The organism is Amycolatopsis sp. La24 (genome assembly GCF_029087445.1).
Lineage (GTDB): Bacteria > Actinomycetota > Actinomycetes > Mycobacteriales > Pseudonocardiaceae > Amycolatopsis > Amycolatopsis nivea.
The window spans coordinates 67,796-82,439 of the sequence record NZ_JARACH010000032.1 but is presented as its reverse complement, the minus strand read 5'-3'; the positions used below and the strand labels follow the sequence as shown (position 1 = coordinate 82,439).

17 protein-coding genes are annotated in these 14,644 nt (G+C 70.0%); 4 read left to right on the top strand and 13 right to left on the bottom strand.

Features of this window, described 5'->3' with window-relative positions:
• Positions 1 to 10: 10 nt before the first annotated feature.
• The 9 genes from PUT80_RS27295 to PUT80_RS27255 form a co-directional block, all read right to left on the bottom strand.
• Positions 11 to 751 (bottom strand): 3-oxoacyl-ACP reductase family protein, encoded by a 741-nt coding sequence (locus tag PUT80_RS27295; RefSeq protein WP_275293950.1) that lies wholly within the window; start codon positions 749 to 751, stop codon positions 11 to 13.
• Positions 748 to 1,536, bottom strand: coding sequence for an alpha/beta fold hydrolase (locus PUT80_RS27290; protein ID WP_275293949.1), 789 nt, complete (start codon positions 1,534 to 1,536; stop codon positions 748 to 750). Before PUT80_RS27290 ends, PUT80_RS27295 begins: the two co-directional genes overlap by 4 nt.
• A complete protein-coding gene (locus PUT80_RS27285; RefSeq protein ID WP_240690664.1) occupies positions 1,533 to 2,312 on the bottom strand; it encodes an aspartate dehydrogenase domain-containing protein in 780 nt (259 codons plus the stop codon). The genes PUT80_RS27290 and PUT80_RS27285 overlap by 4 nt, the downstream gene beginning before the upstream one ends.
• Positions 2,309 to 3,235: a VOC family protein gene (locus PUT80_RS27280; protein WP_275293948.1), complete on the bottom strand. Its 927-nt coding sequence runs from the start codon at positions 3,233 to 3,235 to the stop codon at positions 2,309 to 2,311. Before PUT80_RS27280 ends, PUT80_RS27285 begins: the two co-directional genes overlap by 4 nt.
• A 16-nt stretch (positions 3,236 to 3,251) precedes the next feature.
• Entirely contained in the window at positions 3,252 to 4,310 is a 1,059-nt protein-coding gene (locus PUT80_RS27275; RefSeq protein ID WP_275293947.1) for a Rieske 2Fe-2S domain-containing protein, read from the bottom strand.
• Positions 4,310 to 4,531, bottom strand: coding sequence for a recombinase-like helix-turn-helix domain-containing protein (locus PUT80_RS27270; protein ID WP_037814792.1), 222 nt, complete (start codon positions 4,529 to 4,531; stop codon positions 4,310 to 4,312). The genes PUT80_RS27275 and PUT80_RS27270 overlap by 1 nt, the downstream gene beginning before the upstream one ends.
• 79 nt (positions 4,532 to 4,610) lie before the next feature.
• Positions 4,611 to 4,856: a hypothetical protein gene (locus tag PUT80_RS27265; RefSeq protein ID WP_037814791.1), complete on the bottom strand. Its 246-nt coding sequence runs from the start codon at positions 4,854 to 4,856 to the stop codon at positions 4,611 to 4,613.
• Between the two features lie 25 nt (positions 4,857 to 4,881).
• A complete protein-coding gene (locus PUT80_RS27260) occupies positions 4,882 to 5,820 on the bottom strand; it encodes a PDR/VanB family oxidoreductase (RefSeq protein ID WP_275293946.1) in 939 nt (312 codons plus the stop codon).
• A 12-nt stretch (positions 5,821 to 5,832) separates the two neighbouring features.
• Positions 5,833 to 6,351 carry a cupin domain-containing protein gene (locus PUT80_RS27255; RefSeq protein WP_037814787.1) on the bottom strand — a complete coding sequence of 173 codons (519 nt, stop codon included), beginning with the start codon at positions 6,349 to 6,351 and terminating at the stop codon, positions 5,833 to 5,835.
• 235 nt (positions 6,352 to 6,586) lie between these two features.
• On the opposite strand from PUT80_RS27255, the gene PUT80_RS27250 reads away from it, so the two are divergent.
• On the top strand, positions 6,587 to 8,071 hold the full coding sequence (locus PUT80_RS27250) for an aldehyde dehydrogenase family protein (RefSeq protein WP_275293945.1): 1,485 nt from the start codon (positions 6,587 to 6,589) through the stop codon (positions 8,069 to 8,071).
• Between the two features lie 61 nt (positions 8,072 to 8,132).
• Here the strand turns inward: PUT80_RS27250 and PUT80_RS27245 are convergent, their stop codons facing one another.
• On the bottom strand, positions 8,133 to 8,651 hold the full coding sequence (locus PUT80_RS27245) for a MarR family winged helix-turn-helix transcriptional regulator (RefSeq protein ID WP_275293944.1): 519 nt from the start codon (positions 8,649 to 8,651) through the stop codon (positions 8,133 to 8,135).
• A 73-nt stretch (positions 8,652 to 8,724) separates the two neighbouring features.
• Here PUT80_RS27245 and PUT80_RS27240 point away from each other — a divergent pair, with 73 nt between their 5' ends.
• Both PUT80_RS27240 and PUT80_RS27235 read left to right on the top strand, forming a co-directional pair.
• Positions 8,725 to 9,165: a VOC family protein gene (locus PUT80_RS27240; RefSeq protein ID WP_275293943.1), complete on the top strand. Its 441-nt coding sequence runs from the start codon at positions 8,725 to 8,727 to the stop codon at positions 9,163 to 9,165.
• Between the two features lie 73 nt (positions 9,166 to 9,238).
• Complete coding sequence (locus PUT80_RS27235; protein ID WP_275293942.1) at positions 9,239 to 10,684, top strand: sulfatase; 1,446 nt, start codon at positions 9,239 to 9,241, stop codon at positions 10,682 to 10,684.
• 38 nt (positions 10,685 to 10,722) lie between these two features.
• On the opposite strand, the gene PUT80_RS27230 is transcribed toward PUT80_RS27235, so the two are convergent.
• The gene (locus PUT80_RS27230) at positions 10,723 to 11,343 is read right to left on the bottom strand and encodes an NAD(P)-binding domain-containing protein (protein ID WP_275293941.1); all 621 of its coding nucleotides are present in this window, start codon (positions 11,341 to 11,343) and stop codon (positions 10,723 to 10,725) included.
• Positions 11,340 to 12,560: an FAD-dependent monooxygenase gene (locus tag PUT80_RS27225; RefSeq protein ID WP_275293940.1), complete on the bottom strand. Its 1,221-nt coding sequence runs from the start codon at positions 12,558 to 12,560 to the stop codon at positions 11,340 to 11,342. The genes PUT80_RS27230 and PUT80_RS27225 overlap by 4 nt, the downstream gene beginning before the upstream one ends.
• A 154-nt stretch (positions 12,561 to 12,714) precedes the next feature.
• On the opposite strand from PUT80_RS27225, the gene PUT80_RS27220 reads away from it, so the two are divergent.
• Positions 12,715 to 13,659 carry a LysR family transcriptional regulator gene (locus PUT80_RS27220; RefSeq protein ID WP_275293939.1) on the top strand — a complete coding sequence of 315 codons (945 nt, stop codon included), beginning with the start codon at positions 12,715 to 12,717 and terminating at the stop codon, positions 13,657 to 13,659.
• A gap of 326 nt (positions 13,660 to 13,985) precedes the next feature.
• On the opposite strand, the gene PUT80_RS27215 is transcribed toward PUT80_RS27220, so the two are convergent.
• A complete protein-coding gene (locus PUT80_RS27215; protein ID WP_275293938.1) occupies positions 13,986 to 14,621 on the bottom strand; it encodes a hypothetical protein in 636 nt (211 codons plus the stop codon).
• Positions 14,622 to 14,644 lie beyond the last annotated feature (23 nt).

Sequence of the window (14,644 nt, the reverse complement as noted above, 5' to 3'; positions counted from 1 at the left end):
GGTTTTCCCTTCAGCTGCAGACGAATCCGCCGTCGACCACGAGGGTCTGGCCGGTGATGTAGGAGGCCGCGTCGGACAGCAGGAACGCCACCGAACCGACGACGTCCTCCGGCTGTTGCGGCCGGGTCAGCGCGCGGTTCATCGCGTACAGGTCGTGCCGTTCCCGCGGAATGCCCGCGGTGGCTTCGACCTCGGTCAGCCCGGGCGCGACCGCGTTGACGGTCACGCCGTCCGGGCCGCCGTCCCGCGCCATCGCACGGGTCATCGCGATCACCGCGCCCTTCGAGGCCACGTACTGGACCAGCCGCGGCGAGCCGTACAGCGCGGCGTCGGACGCGAGGTTCACGATGCGTCCGCCGGTCTGCGCAAGCTGCGGATACAGCGCGCGAGAGACGAGCCACGGACCGCGAGCGTTGACGGTCATCAACATGTCCCACGCTTCGACGTCCAGCTCCGCGAAGTGCTTGCCGCCCACGCCATCGGCCATCGCCGCGTTGTTCACCAAGCCGTGCAACGGGCCGAGCTTCGCGACCGCGTCCGCCAAGGCCGCGACCGACTCTGGATCCGCGACATCTGTGTCGATCCGGTGCGCCTCAACGCCTTCCGCCCGCAACCGGGCGACCCCGTCCGCGGCCCGATCCGGAGAACGTTCGGCAATCACGACGCGACCGCCTTGACGCCCGATCTCGCGGGCGATCGCCCAGCCGAGCCCGCGGCCCGCGCCGGTGACCACATACAGCCGGTCCTTCATCGCGCCACCACCGAGTCCACTTGGGACAGAAAGTCCAGCACCTCGGCGGAAAACCGGCGCGGCGATTCCTGATTCGCCGCGTGCCCGCCGGGCAGCACTTCCAGCCGAGCACCCGGGATCGACGCGGCGAGCCGTCGCGACTCGGACACCCCGGTCACCTGGTCGTGCTCGCCGACGAGCACCAGCGTCGGCACCGAGATCCGGGACAGCCGCGGACCGTGATCCGTCTCGGCCATCGATTCCGCGGCGGACGTGTACCCGGGCAGCCGGATGCCCGCCATGATGTCCTCGACCCGTTGCGCCACCGCTGGATCCGCGCCGGGCGCGAGCAGCCGGGGCGCGCGCCGACGGGCGAATTCCGCCGCACCTACCCGGTTCAGTTCGCTCGGCCGGGCCCGCATCACCGCAGCGCGCTCGGAGTCGACGCCGGAGCCCCGGGTCGAATCGGCCAGCACCAGCGACCGCACGACCTCCGGGTAGTCCAGCGCGACGCGGGTCGCGATCACGCCGCCCCACGAGACGCCCACGAGATGTGCCGGCGCCGCGTCCAGCGAGGTCAGCAGACGGCCGACGAGCGCCGCGTATCCGGCCATGCCCAGCGGCTTCTCCGGATCGGCCGAACCGCCGTAGCCCGGCGCGTCCCAAGCCAGCACCCGGTGTTTCGGCGCCAGACCAGCCACCTGCGCGTCGAACGACGCGCTCAATCCGCCGATGCCGTGCAGCAACAGCACTGGACTGCCGTCCCCGGCGATCCGCACCCGCACCCCGTCCACTGTGGAAGTCACCGGAACACCGCCCTCGGCGTCGCCAGCGCTTCCAGCGCGGACAGCACCGCGTACGGCACGACCTGGCTCGACGTCGGCGTCTGCGGCGAGGGCCGGTTGCGGATCTCGAACCGGTACTCCCCCGCCGGACCGGCCGCGGTGATGACGTGCGAGGTCAACGGCGCGGCCGGATCGGCGATCACCGCCGCCTCCACGACGTCCCAATCCCGCACCGCCAGCGCCACCGACGCGGCCACGTTCGCCGACTTCGGGAACGCCGCGGTGATCTCCCGCGCGGGCCCGCGCCGCAATTCGACCGGCGCGGTCGCCTGCCGCAACTCCTCCGCCTCCGCCTCGGACATCCACGGCTGGACCAGCGAAGACGCCTTCTTCGTCGTCTCGATGACCACCCGCTCGAACTGCCCGAGCAGCGCCGCCGAACGCAGCAGGTCGAGCCCGCCGATCGCGCCGGTCGACAAATGGACCGCGCCCGGACCGGCCGCGAGCAGCTTCTCCAGCAGCCCGTCCGCCGCCAGCGCGCCGACCGAAACCACCAGCAGGTCGCACCCCGCCGACAGCACCTGCGGCCCCGCGTCCGCCAGCGCCCGCTGTCCGGCCGCCTCGACCACCAAGTCCGAAGTGGACAGCAGCTCCGGCAGCGCGCACATCGGCAGTCCCGCCGGGGACAGCGCCGGATCGACGACCCCGGCCAGCTCCGCGCCCGGCACCAGCCCGTCGCGCAACGCCTCCGCGACGACCGAGCCGATCGATCCCGCGCCCAGCACTCCTACCTTCACGACTGCCACCACGCCGAATAGCCGGGGTCCGGCACGCCGCGCATGTGCGCGCGGACGTCCTTCGACGGCGGACCCGCGGTGCCCCACAGGTCGGACAGCTCCGGCGTGCGCCGCCACACCCGGCACAGCCACGCGTCTTCCTCGACCTGCGCGACCTCGGAGGTGTACTCGCAGACGAGCCCGGCCGGGTCGGCGAAGTAGCCGAAGGTGTTGCTGCCCGGACCGTGCCGGCCGGGGCCCCACAGCGGCGTGACGCCGTTGTGCTTGAGCCGCCCGATGCCGCGCATGAAGTGGTCGATCGAGTTCATCTCGTACGCGATGTGGTTCACCGACGCGAATTCCGCCTGGTTGAACGCGATCACGTGGTGGTCGGCGTTGCAGCGCAGGAACGCCATCTGGTGCTCGGACCAGTCCGAGATCCGCATGCCCAGCACCCGCGTGTAGAACTCGCAGGCCGCGTCGATGTCGACCGTGTTGAGCACGACGTGCGCCAGTTTCCGCGGCACCGCGGCGCGACCGTAAGGGTCGCCCGGGACGACCGCGTCGACCTCGGCGGACAGCTCCACCAGCCGGCCTTCCGGATCGGCGAAGCGCAGGCCGTACCCGCCGCCGACCTGGTCGAGCTTGCCGGGTTCGGTGACCAGCGGGACGCCGTGCGCGGCCAGTCGCGCGGCGGCCGCGTCGACCTCGCGCGGAGTGGCGACCGCGAACGCGATCTTGCCCAGCGCGTTCTGGTCGGCCTGTTCGAGCTGGAGCACGTGGTGCTCGTCGCCGGAACCGCGCAGCCACACGGTGCCGCGGTCGGCTTCGACCTGCTGCAGCCCCCAGACTTCGCGGTAGAACTCGCCGGAATCGGCGCACTGCGTCGAACGCAGCGTCACCGCGCGCAGGGCGCGGAGCCGCGCGATGGGTTCGGCGGACATGGGGCCTCCTGAAACGTCAGCGGGTCGGGGCGGGCACGGGCGCGGCTGGGGCCGGTGCGGCGGCGGGAGCGGCGAGCGCGGCGGCCTGGCGGCGGGCTTCCGACCGCAGCAGCCGGCGCATCCGGACGAGCGCGATGTCGTGCTGGTACAGGTTTTCCCGGTCCCACGCGTCGAGCGGCATCGCCTCGGCCATCTCGCGGTCCTGCTCCAGCACCGCCCAGTGCCGGGCTTCGAGCCGGTTGCGGTAAAGCACGCGCCAGCTGTCGCGTTCCCAGCCGGAAACCTTGCGGCAGCGCCAGAAGAAGGCCGCGTGCTGGGTCTCGTTGATCGCGCACAGAGCGGCGACGATGGTGAACGCGCCGCCCGGACCGGCGGTGTCCGGGTACGGGATGTCGAGCGTGACCCACTGCGCGCCCGCGTCGGTGAGCTGCACCCAGTCGAAGTTCACGCCGCGCTGGTCGGTTTTCTCGAAGACGAACCCGTCGTCGATCGCGCGGATCTGGAAGACGGCCTCGCGCTTGCCGCCGAACATGGTGTGGCTGTTGCGGTGCAGGAACGCGCCGTGCATCGGGTCGAGCAGATTGTCCAGGGAGTAACCGTACGGCGCGTCCCATTCGACGTAGCAGAGGAAGTTGTCCCACTCGCCGCCCGCGATCGGGTCCGGCAGCTGCAACGGCGTCGGCTCGGCCGTTTCGTCCAGGCCGAACCAGGCGAAAACGGCACCGGCGTGTTCCTCCGCGGGAAACGTCCGCAGCGCGCGCCGGCCCTCCAGCGCACACCCCGGGCTGCCGGGGACCGACACGACGACACCGCCGCCGTCCACCTGCACGCCGTGGTAGTTGCAGGCGACCCGGTCGCCCATGTGCACACCGAGCGAAAGCCGCGCGCCGCGGTGCGGACAGCGGTCTTCCTGAACGTGCACGACCCCGGCGGAGTCGCGCCAGAGCAGCAGTTGCTCCCCGGCCCGTTCGATGCGGGTCAGCTCGCCGCGTTTGACGGTGCCGGACGGGCACAGCGGGTACCAGCGGTCGCGCAGGCCCAGTGCCAGCAGCTCTTCGGCGGTTTTGGTCGCCATCACGCCTCCCCTGCCAGCCGCGCGAGTTCGGCGGTGAACGTCTCTTCGGTCCAGTCGGAGCCGTCCGCCGGGCGCAGGCCGCCCGCGTTGAGCGCGGAGACCACGCCGGGCAGGTCGTGCACGCCCCGGCCGTAGACGGCTTCCAGCTCGTCGGCCAGCGCGTTCTCGTAGCTCGTTGGCGGGGCGGTGCGGCTCTGCACCGGCCGCAGCTGCAGCGGCATCGGGCGTTCCCTTCGGTTCGTGGTGGGTCAGGCTTCGTGCGTGGCGATGCCGGTTCTCACCGGCGGTGCGCACGAGCCGTCAGGCGGCGGACGGGGCGAGCACGGCCTGCCCGGCGGCGGTGAGCACCGCGGGCACCCGGAGCCCCGGTCCGCGCGGCGCGGCCGGTTCGGGGGCGAGCAGGCCGGCCAGCTGGTGCCCGAGGGTCGGGTCGCAGCAGGCGAGGCCGTCGACGTAGAGGTGCGGTTCGCGGCTGCACGTCATCTCCACGTGCCCCGCGGCGGCGGCGCGCAGCACGGCGAGCTGCCGGTGGGTGTGTCCGGCCATGGCCGGCTCCTCAGGATCGGTTCTTCTACAGATCGAGCACGAGTTCGGCGGACCGGCACCGCGACACGCACAGCATCATGGTCCCGGAGGTCGCCTTCTCGTCGTCGTCGAGCACGAAATCGCGGTGGTCCGGTTCGCCGGAGAGCACCTTCGTTTCACAAGTCCCGCACACGCCCTCGCGGCACGAAGTCGGCACGGAAATCCCGGTGCGGCCGAGGGCGTCCACAATGGACTCGTCGGCGGCGACCGCGACCCGGGTCCCGGAACCGGCGCACACGACGTCGAATCCCGTTCCCGGCGCGGCGGCCGGAGCCTCGGGGGCCCGGAAGCGTTCGACCCGCAAGGTCGCTGTTTCCGGCAGGGCCGCCTCGACTGCTTGGAGCAGCGGTTCGGGGCCGCAGCAGTGCACGACCGTGCCCGGGGCGAGCCCGGCCAGCCTCGCGGCCAGATCGGGCGGACCGCCGTGCTCGTCGTCGGCGTGCACTTCCAGCCGGTCCCCGGCGAGCCCGGAAAGCTCGTCCAGGAAAGCCATTCCGCCGCGCGACCGTCCACAGTAGAGCATGGACCACGGCGCGGAGCCCGCCGCGAGCTGCCGGGCCATCGCGAGGATCGGGGTGACGCCGATGCCGCCGGCGATGAGCAGGTGCTCCGGGGCGTCGTGCAGTTCGAAGGTGTTGCGCGGGCCCTCGACGGGGATGACGCTCCCCGCGGTGAGCCGCTCGTGCACCCACGCGCTGCCGCCGCGCGAGGATTCCTCCCGCAGCACCGCGACCGTCCAGCTGTGCCGATCGACCGGGTCGCCGCAGAGGGAGTACTCGCGCACCAGCCCGTTCGGCAGGTGCAGGGAAAGGTGCGCTCCCGGCTCCCAGCCGGGCAGCGGCTTTCCTTCCGGATCGCGCAGTTCCACCTGCGTGACCCGGTCGGCCAGCCACGTCGTCCGGTGCACCCGCAGCATCGTCGGCATCGCGGTCTCTTCTCAGCGAGTGACGCCGTGCATCGGCGAGGTGGGCGGGTAAGTCGGCAGCTGCGGCTTCTGCGCGCCGATGATGACGCAGAACAGCGCGTCGGTGTCGCCGGCGTTGCGCAGGCTGCGCGGCACCCCGGCGGGCACGCGGATCAGGTCGCGGTAGCCGAGCACGCGGGTCGCGGTCTTGGTGCCGTCCTCGACGTCGTGCACGGTCACCTCCAGCGTCCCCTCGAGGACGAAGAACGCCTCTTCCACGTCGTGGTGGGTGTGCTCCGGGCCGATCGCGCCGACCGGCAGCCGCATGTTGGAGAAGGTGAAGTGCTCCGAGGGCAGCTGGCGCGCGTCGCCCTCGTGGTTGCCGGTCGCGCCGGAGCCGATGTAGCGGATCTGCGCGCGGCGGAACTCGTCGCCCTTCGCGGCGGCCTGGAAGCCGAGAGTGTCCCAGTCCTCGTACCGCGTCTCGCGAGCGGCGATGCACGAGTCGATGAGCTCCTCGAGTTCCTGGTGCTTGTTTTCGGTGGTGGTCATCGCGGGGCAACTCCTCCGGTGGTCCTCGGCGGGCTCGCCGCCGAATGCCTTAGGTCTAAGAGACTTACTGATAAGGGTTGTACCCCGAGGGCTGTGACCCGCACAACCCCTTAGGCCTAAAATTCTTTCCGGCGGTCTCCCGGCGGCTCGCGCGCGGCGTCAGGCCTTGACGAAATCTTAGGTCTAAGGTTTCCTCGGTCGCACTCCTCGTCATCCGCGCCGAAAGGACGTCGCCATGCAGCCCTTCCCCGTCCCGCCCGACGAAATCCCGGTCGGCGGCGACTGGCAGCGCGGCGGCGGTCCCGCGTCCGCGTGCGTGGACCCCGCCGACGGGTCGGCGGTCGCCTCGATCCACGCCGCCGACTCCGCCCAGGTCGACGCCGCCGCCCGGGCCGGCACCGCGGCCGCCGCGGACCCGGCGTGGCGAGACCTGCTGCCGCACCAGCGCGCCCGGCTGCTGACCCGCGTCGCCGACGCGATCGAGGACCACGCCGAGCAACTCGCCCTGCTGCAAACCCGCAATACCGGCAAAGCACTCGGCGAAACGCGTGCGCTGGTCGCGAGCGCGGCTGGCACCTTCCGCTACTACGCGGCCGCGCTCGAAACCCTCGAAGGCGAACTCCCGCCCAGCCGCGGCGCACACCTGACGATGAGCGTGCACGAACCGATCGGCGTCGTCGGCGCGATCACGCCCTGGAACTCGCCGATCGCCAGCGACGCCCAGAAAATCGCCCCGGCGCTGGCCGCCGGGAACGCCGTCCTGCTCAAACCGGCGGAAGCCACTCCCCTGGTTTCGCTGGCACTGGCCCGCCTCGTCCACGACGCCGGCGTGCCGCCCGCGCTGCTGTCCGTCCTGCCCGGCCCCGGCTCGGTCGTCGGCGACGCGATCTCCCGCCACCCGCTGGTCGGCAAGCTCGCCTTCACCGGCGGCACCACCACCGGACGCGTGCTCGGCAGGATCGCCGCGGACCGGATCATCCCGGTCACCATGGAACTCGGCGGCAAGTCCCCGACGATCGTCTGCGAGGACGCCGACGTCGAGGAGACTGTCGCCGGAATCCTGTATGGAATCTTCTCGTCGACCGGGCAGAGCTGCATCGCCGGATCGCGGATCTTCCTGCCGCGCAAGCAGTACGGCGAATGGGCTTCCCGCCTGATCGAGGCGGCCACCGCCCTGCGACTGGGCCCCGGCACCGACCCGGCCACCCAGGTCGGTCCGCTGGCGACGTTCGCCCACCGCGACAAGGTGGCCGCGATGGTAGACCGCGCCCGCGAAGAAGGCGCGGCGGTCCGCTGCGGCGGGCAAATCCCTTCCGACGAACGCCTGTCACGCGGCGCGTACTACCTGCCGACCCTGCTGGACGGCCTCGCGCCCGACGCGAAGACGTGCCAGGAGGAAATCTTCGGCCCGGTCGGCGTCCTGCTGCCCTACGACGACGAGGAAGACCTGGTCGCCCAGGCGAATTCGACCGTCTACGGCCTGGCGTGCGGCATCTGGACCGCCGACTACCGCCGCGCGCTCCGCCTGGCCCGCCGCGTCGAGGCCGGGACGGTGTGGATCAACACGTACAAGCAGTTCAGCATCTCGACCCCGTTCAGCGGCACGAAGGAAAGCGGCCTCGGGACGGACAAGGGGCGCACCGCGATCCGGAGTTATCAGCGGCAGAAGAGCTTGTATCTGAGCTTGGCGGACGAACCGATTCCGTGGGCTCGGGGCTGACTGCCTCGTGAGTGTTGGCGCCGGTTAGAACCGGCGCCAACACTCACGAGCCAGGCACCGTTCACCCGCCGAACTCAGCCTGGTCCAGCGACTGCTCCAGCTTCCCCAGCAACTTCGCCAGCTGCGCCCGTTCCGCCGCGGTCAACCCGGCCAGCATGCGATTCTCGTTGGGGAAATGCTCGTGCACCACTTTGTCCGTAGCCGCGAGCCCCTCCTCGGTGAGGCCGATGAACACGACCCGGCGGTCGTCCTCGTCGCGTTCGCGACGGACGAGTCCGGCCTGCACCAGCTTGTCGACCCGCTGGGTGATGCCGCCGGTGGTGAGCAGGTTCGTGTCGGCGAGGTCCCCGGCTGTGCGGCGGTAAGGCGCGCCGCCCCGCCGGAGTGCGGCGAGGATCCCGAAGTCCGCCACCGTGATCCCGTGCCGGGCGAACACGCGCGTCAGCTGCCGCTGGTACCGGTCGAACGAACGGTGCAACCGCCCGAACACCGCGAGCGGCGACGTGTCTACCTCCGGCACCTCGTCCCGCCACTGCGCGAGCATCTCGTCGACCTCGTCCGGCTCGGTCCGCTTCGGCATCCGGCACCCCCTGAATAGCTTTGGGCTAAGAATAGCACCACTAAGGCTTTTCGGAGCAGGCTACGGTGACCGCATGACGGTCAAGCGGATGGACAACGTCCTCATCGTCGTCGAGGACCTCGACGCGGTCATCGCGTTCTTCGTCGAACTGGGGCTGGAACTGGAAAACAAGGGCCCGCTGGACTGGCGCGGCGCGGAACGGGTGGTCGGCCTGAAGGACATCCGGCAGGACGTCGCCATGCTGCGCGTCCCCGACGGACCCGGGCGGGTCGAACTGGCGAAATTCCACCAGCCGAAGGCGATCGCTCCGGAGCCGTGGCAGGCCCCGGCGAACACGCTCGGCATCCGCCGGATGATGTTCGCGGTCGACGACCTCGAGGACACCCTCGCCCGCCTGCGCGCCCACGGAGCCGAACTGGTCGACGAGGTGGTGCAGTACGAGGACATCTTCCTGCTGTGTTACGTGCGGGGTCCGGAGAACATCGTCGTCGGGCTGGCTCAGGAACTCGGCTGAGCGCGCGGCGGATTTACCGAACCCGAACACGCTCCGAACCGAGTTCGCGGATCGCGGTTCTAGCGTGCGGGGCATGCCGCAACGCGCTCGTTCGCTCCTGATCTCACTGCTGGCCTTGACAGTGGCTTCGACGGCCGTCGCCTGCGTGCCGGGCCAGCCCGCCGCGGCCGGCGGCAAACCGAACATCGTCCTCGTGCTCACCGACGATCTGTCGATGAACCTGCTGCCGTATCTGCCGCACGTCCAGGAAATGGCCCGCAACGGCACCTCGTTCGCCAACTACACCGTCACCGACTCCCTCTGCTGCCCGTCGCGCTCGTCGCTGTTCACCGGGATGGTCCCGCACGACACCGGCGTGTTCACCAACGGCGGCGCGGACGGCGGCTACCGCGTCTTCCATGGCCGCGGCGACGACAAGTCGACCTACGCGACGTCGTTGCAGCAGGCCGGGTACCGGACCGCGATGATGGGCAAGTATCTCAACGGCTACCAGCCGAAATCCGACGGGATCCCGCCCGGCTGGAACGAATGGGACGTCGCGGGGAACGGCTACCGCGAATTCGACTACGACCTCAACGAGAACGGCACCGTCAAGCATTACGGCAAGAAGCCCGAGGACTACCTCGTCGACGTCATGGCGGACAAGGCCGCGCGATTCGTGGCCAGTTCGGCGGCCGACCACACCCCGTTCGCGATGGAACTCGCCACGTTCGCCCCGCACGGCCCCTACACCCCCGCGCCCCGCGACGCCGGCGCGTTCCCCGGGCTCACCGCACCGCGCGGCCCCGCGTACGACACGCTCCCTTCCTCGCCGCCGTCGTGGCTCGCCTCCCGCACCCCGTTGACCGACCGGGAAAAACAGACCATCGACAAGGACTTCCGCAAGCGAGCGCAGGCCGTGCAGTCGGTCGACAAGATGATCGGCACGGTGCAAGCGGCACTGGACAAAGCCGGAGTACGCGGGAACACCGACCTCGTCTTCACCTCGGACAACGGCTACCACATGGGCGAGTACCGGCTCACGCCCGGAAAGCAGACGGCGTTCGACACGGACGTGCACGTGCCGTTGATAGTCACCGGCCCCGGCGTCAAGGCGGGCGCGACGGTGGACCAGCCCGCCGAGAACATCGACCTGCGGCCGACTTTCGAAGCGCTGGCAGGGGCCCCGACCCCCGCACCGGTCGACGGCGAAAGCCTGGTGCCGTTGCTGAACGGCACCGCACCGCCGGCGTGGCGCACCGTCGGGCTGGTGGAGCACCACGGCCCCGATTTCGACAAGAACGACCCGGACAAGCCCGCGAAGAACAGTGGCAATCCGACCACCTACGAGGCGATTCGGAGCACCGCCTACACCTACGTCGAATACGCCGACGGCGCCAAGGAGTACTACGACCGGACCACAGATCCGCAGGAACTGCACAACACCGCCGCTCAACTGCCGCCGGACAAGGCCCGGCAACTGCACGACACGCTGCGGGCGATGGCCTCCTGCCACGGGGCGGCCGCCTGCCGGCACTGACCCCGTTCACCGGAGCACGCGGAGGCACTCGACGCCGCTCACTCCAACAGCGCGAATCCCGACTCGTACCGCGTCTTGCCGAGTGCTGCCACCACGATCTGGAGGAACCCCATCGCCTCGAGTTCCCTTGCGCGGGTCAGCGGGCCGACGTCGACCGCGCGCATTCCCGCCGCCTCGATGAACTCCGCGACGGCCATCTTCGCCTCGGCGTAGTCACCGGCGAACAGGACGGTCGTGCGCGTCGTGCCGTTCGTGCCGCTGACGAGCGTGTCTCCGAGATTGACGTTGAACGCCTTGACGACGGCAGTGCCTGCGGGCAGCAGCTTCACGAGTTCGGCCGCGGTGGACGAATCAGCGGGTGACTTCAGCCGGTCGTAGGTGGAGAAATCGATGGGGTTGCTGATGTCGATGACGACCTTTTCGCGGAACTGGTCCCGATAGTGCTCGACGATGCCCGGGTACGCCCCGTAGGGAACGGCGAGCACGACCAGGTCTCCGGTGAGCTTGTCGCCCATGACGCCGTAGCCGGGACCAGGACGCGCCGCGGACCTGCTTTCCGCACTGCGCTTGATGATCTGGACGCTTGTGCCTGCCCGGGCCGCGACCTCCGCGATCGCCCCGCTCATCTTGCCGCTGCCGATGATGCTGATCGAGGTCATGCGACCGGTACCCCCTGAAATCGGTTGAGCGCCTGTTCGGCCACCTTCTGTGCGTCGTAGTCGAATACCGCGCTCCGCCGGAAATCGCGCCCGACCCGGAGATCGGCGTCGCGCTTCTCGAGGTCCGCGAATTCGTACTGCGCGTCGAACATGGCGCCGGCCCGGCGAGAGCCGTTCTGCAGGATCGCCGTGCGTTGCATGCGGACCGAGGTGTAGCGCCTGAACGCCTCGGGAATGTCGGCGACGCTGTCGGCCGCCGCGAGGAACGTCGCGAGCGCCATGCTGTCCTCGATCGCCTGGTTCACCCCCTGTCCCTGGTGCGGCAGCATCGTGTGCGCCGCGTCGCCGAGCAAGGTGATCGGCCCTCGGGACCAGTTGGCGAGAGGTTCGTGATCGAAGAGGCCCCACCAGAAGGTGTGCTCGATGCGCCCGATGAACTCCTGGAGTCTCGGGTCCCAGTCCGCGCCCGCGAACTCGGCGGCGAGTTCGCCGACCTCCGCCGGGCCGGACCAGGCCCCGTCGAGCGGCCGGTCGCTCGGGATGCCGGCGACGAAGTTGAACAGCTTCCGCTGCTGCAGCGGATAGCACATGAAGTGCCTCCGGTTGCCCATCCACACCTGGCTGATCATGGGCCAGTCGCCGGGCAGGCGGGACGCGTCGACCACTCCGCGATAAACGATGTACCCGGAGTAGACCGACTCTGGGAACTGGCCGACGGCTCCCCGCACCACCGAATGGATGCCGTCCGCTCCGATCACGGCGTCGAACACGCCGTCCGCGCCGTTCTCGAACTCGACGCGGACGCCGGAGCCCAGTGGCTCCACGGAAACCAGCCGGTGGCCGAGACGGATGGTCGCCGGATCGACCTCCTGTGCCAAGGCGTCGATCAGGTCCGGGCGGTACATGCCGATGTTCTGGTGCTGCTTGGCCGAGTCCTCCCAGGCCGCGTCGGTCACCAGACCGCCCATGGCGTTCAGGTAGACGCCGTGCCCGTCCGGGACCGCTCCGACCCGCCTGATCCGATCGAGCACGCCGAGCCTCTCGAGAACGCGCGCGGCGTTCGGCGCGACCGTGACCCCCGCGCCCACTTCGCCCAGCTTGCCCGCCTGCTCGAACACGGTGGCCCGTACTCCGGCGATCTTCCGCAGCGCGATCGCGGCCGTCAGCCCGCCCATCCCTCCGCCGATGATCGCGATGCGAGTGTCCTGACTTGCCACTGCTTCTCCCCCAAAGTCCTTGCCAGCCCTCCGTTCGGAGGGATCGGGAAGCTGTTCCTCCCATCATGCGAGGCCTTCCTCTGCGTGTAAATCGTGGTAATGTGAGGATGTAATTCGGTTGAACTGAAGAAGGGGAAGGGCAGCCATCTCCGAGGTGAGCCTGCGGCAACTCGAACTGTTCGCGGCACTGCCGAACTTCCCCACGCTCAGCGCGGCCGCGGCGCACCTGCACATCTCGGAATCCGCGCTGTCGCAGGCGGTGTCGAGCCTCGAAAGCGCCGTCGGCGAGCAGCTGTGCGTGCGGCGCAAGGCCAGAGGGCTCACGCTCACTCCGACCGGTCAGGATTTCGCCAGACGGGCTCGTCAGATCGTGGCCGACACGCACGAACTCGTCCTGAACGCCGGGCGCGAACAGGAGCTGCGGGGTCCGGTGCGGCTCGGCTGCTACTCGAGCTTCGCCGCGAACGTGGTGCCGGAGCTTCTCGAGGGCTTCCCCAAGCGCCATCCTGGCGTGAGCATCGGGATCACGGTGGGCACCAACGAAGAACTGCTCTCCGATCTCGAGGCAGGGCGGCTCGACGTGGCCCTCGTGTACGACGTGTCGCTGCCGACCGGATGCCGCCGCCGCAGGATCTACGCGACCGAACTCGAGGCGCACCTGCCTCCCGGGCATCCGCTCGCGGCGGCCGAAACAGTGGACCTAGCGGATCTCGCCGATGAGCCCTACATCCAGTACGACGCGACACCGGGCGTCCGCAACGTGGCGGACGCGTTCACCGCGCGCGGCCTGGAGCCCAAGATCGAAGCCAGGGTCTCCCAGATCGGCCTCGTCGAGGCACTGGTGGGCCGCGGACTCGGCTACGGGCTGCTCATGTCCCGGCCCCACGCGCTCCCCGTGAGCATCGAGGGACGACCGGTCGTCATCCGGCCCCTCGACCCCCCGGTCACGGTGACCCACGTAGTGGGGATCTGGCCCGCGGACATGAAGCTCACTCCGCGCGCCTCCGCCCTTCTCGACTTCGCTGCCGAACGGCTCGGCGACGCGGTTTCGGCTCGCACCGCACCCGAGGACACCGCCGCGTCCGTACTGGAACGTTAGGAATTCCTTGGCGTCCCGCGTTCCCTTCGTCGCCCCGGACACGCAGAAGCGATCAGGAGCCCAAGGCTTTCCAGCCACGTCAACGATCAACGCCTGACCCTTCGCGCTTGGATGGAAGCAGTCCACAGCGGACACATCGCTCGGATCGAACCAGGCGACGGCGGCAAAGCGAGAACCGCGGAATCGGCGAGTGCGCTGTTGTTCCGCGGAGTGCTGTGCGACTTCCTGGTCTGCCTCGCAGTGCGGACGGCCGCGCGCGAAGCCGGACGGCGTGCCCGCTTGCCGCTAGGCGACCCTGCATTCAGGTGTCCAGCGAGCCGCCCCGGCTATCGCCGGTCGCGCTCCTCCGGCTCGGCCGCCGCCGCGTCCCGGCTGTGCACGGCATTCAGAAGATCGAGATAGCCGTCCACGGCTTCCCACAGGCTGTTCTCCGGATAGCGGCCAAGCCCCCGATGCTCGCGGCGCCAATCCCGATCCCAGTACTTCTGATGTGCGACGCGGAGTCGTGCGAGCGCGCGGTCGAGTTCCGTTTCGGTGCGCCGCCGCAGTTCCGCGACGCTCGCCGGGTTTCCCGGCAGATCCCCGAACCGGCGCTCGCGCAGGGCGTCCAGCACGGCCTCGTCAGGTCCATCGACCGACCAGAACCGGACCGGCGCACGGATCACGTGGTTCCACACCGGCTCGTGCCGCGACCGCCAGCAGTACGCGAACCCGCCCTTGTCCACCCGCAGGCGATCCGCCAGCCACGCCGTCCCGGGCGGTTGCGAGCACCATGGCACCTCCTCGGCCGGCAGGTCGAGGGCGAACGCGACCTGGACGGACTCAACGGGATCGGCTCCGGCGAGGACATCTCCGAAGACGTACGCCGCACGCAGGAACGGCTCGTCGGCCGGCAGGCGTTTCGCCTGCTCGCACGCGTCAGCCAGCTCGCGCAGCTTTTCGACAGCTCGTCGGTAGCGCATGGCGAAAAGGTCACCTCCACAGG

Bases quoted from the DNA above. Each gene is read 5' to 3' on its own strand.
- PUT80_RS27280 (WP_275293948.1), bottom strand. From the start codon at position 3,235: ATGTCCGCCGAACCCATCGCGCGGCTCCGCGCCCTGCGCGCGGTGACG.
- PUT80_RS27255 (WP_037814787.1), bottom strand. From the start codon at position 6,351: ATGACCACCACCGAAAACAAGCACCAGGAACTCGAGGAGCTCATCGAC.
- PUT80_RS27245 (WP_275293944.1), bottom strand. From the start codon at position 8,651: ATGCCGAAGCGGACCGAGCCGGACGAGGTCGACGAGATGCTCGCGCAG.
- PUT80_RS27260 (WP_275293946.1), bottom strand. From the start codon at position 5,820: ATGCCGACGATGCTGCGGGTGCACCGGACGACGTGGCTGGCCGACCGG.
- PUT80_RS27240 (WP_275293943.1), top strand. From the start codon at position 8,725: ATGACGGTCAAGCGGATGGACAACGTCCTCATCGTCGTCGAGGACCTC.
- PUT80_RS27215 (WP_275293938.1), bottom strand. From the start codon at position 14,621: ATGCGCTACCGACGAGCTGTCGAAAAGCTGCGCGAGCTGGCTGACGCG.
- PUT80_RS27295 (WP_275293950.1), bottom strand. From the start codon at position 751: ATGAAGGACCGGCTGTATGTGGTCACCGGCGCGGGCCGCGGGCTCGGC.
- PUT80_RS27250 (WP_275293945.1), top strand. From the start codon at position 6,587: ATGCAGCCCTTCCCCGTCCCGCCCGACGAAATCCCGGTCGGCGGCGAC.
- PUT80_RS27265 (WP_037814791.1), bottom strand. From the start codon at position 4,856: ATGGCCGGACACACCCACCGGCAGCTCGCCGTGCTGCGCGCCGCCGCC.
- PUT80_RS27275 (WP_275293947.1), bottom strand. From the start codon at position 4,310: ATGGCGACCAAAACCGCCGAAGAGCTGCTGGCACTGGGCCTGCGCGAC.
- PUT80_RS27230 (WP_275293941.1), bottom strand. From the start codon at position 11,343: ATGACCTCGATCAGCATCATCGGCAGCGGCAAGATGAGCGGGGCGATC.
- PUT80_RS27270 (WP_037814792.1), bottom strand. From the start codon at position 4,531: ATGCCGCTGCAGCTGCGGCCGGTGCAGAGCCGCACCGCCCCGCCAACG.
- PUT80_RS27235 (WP_275293942.1), top strand. From the start codon at position 9,239: ATGCCGCAACGCGCTCGTTCGCTCCTGATCTCACTGCTGGCCTTGACA.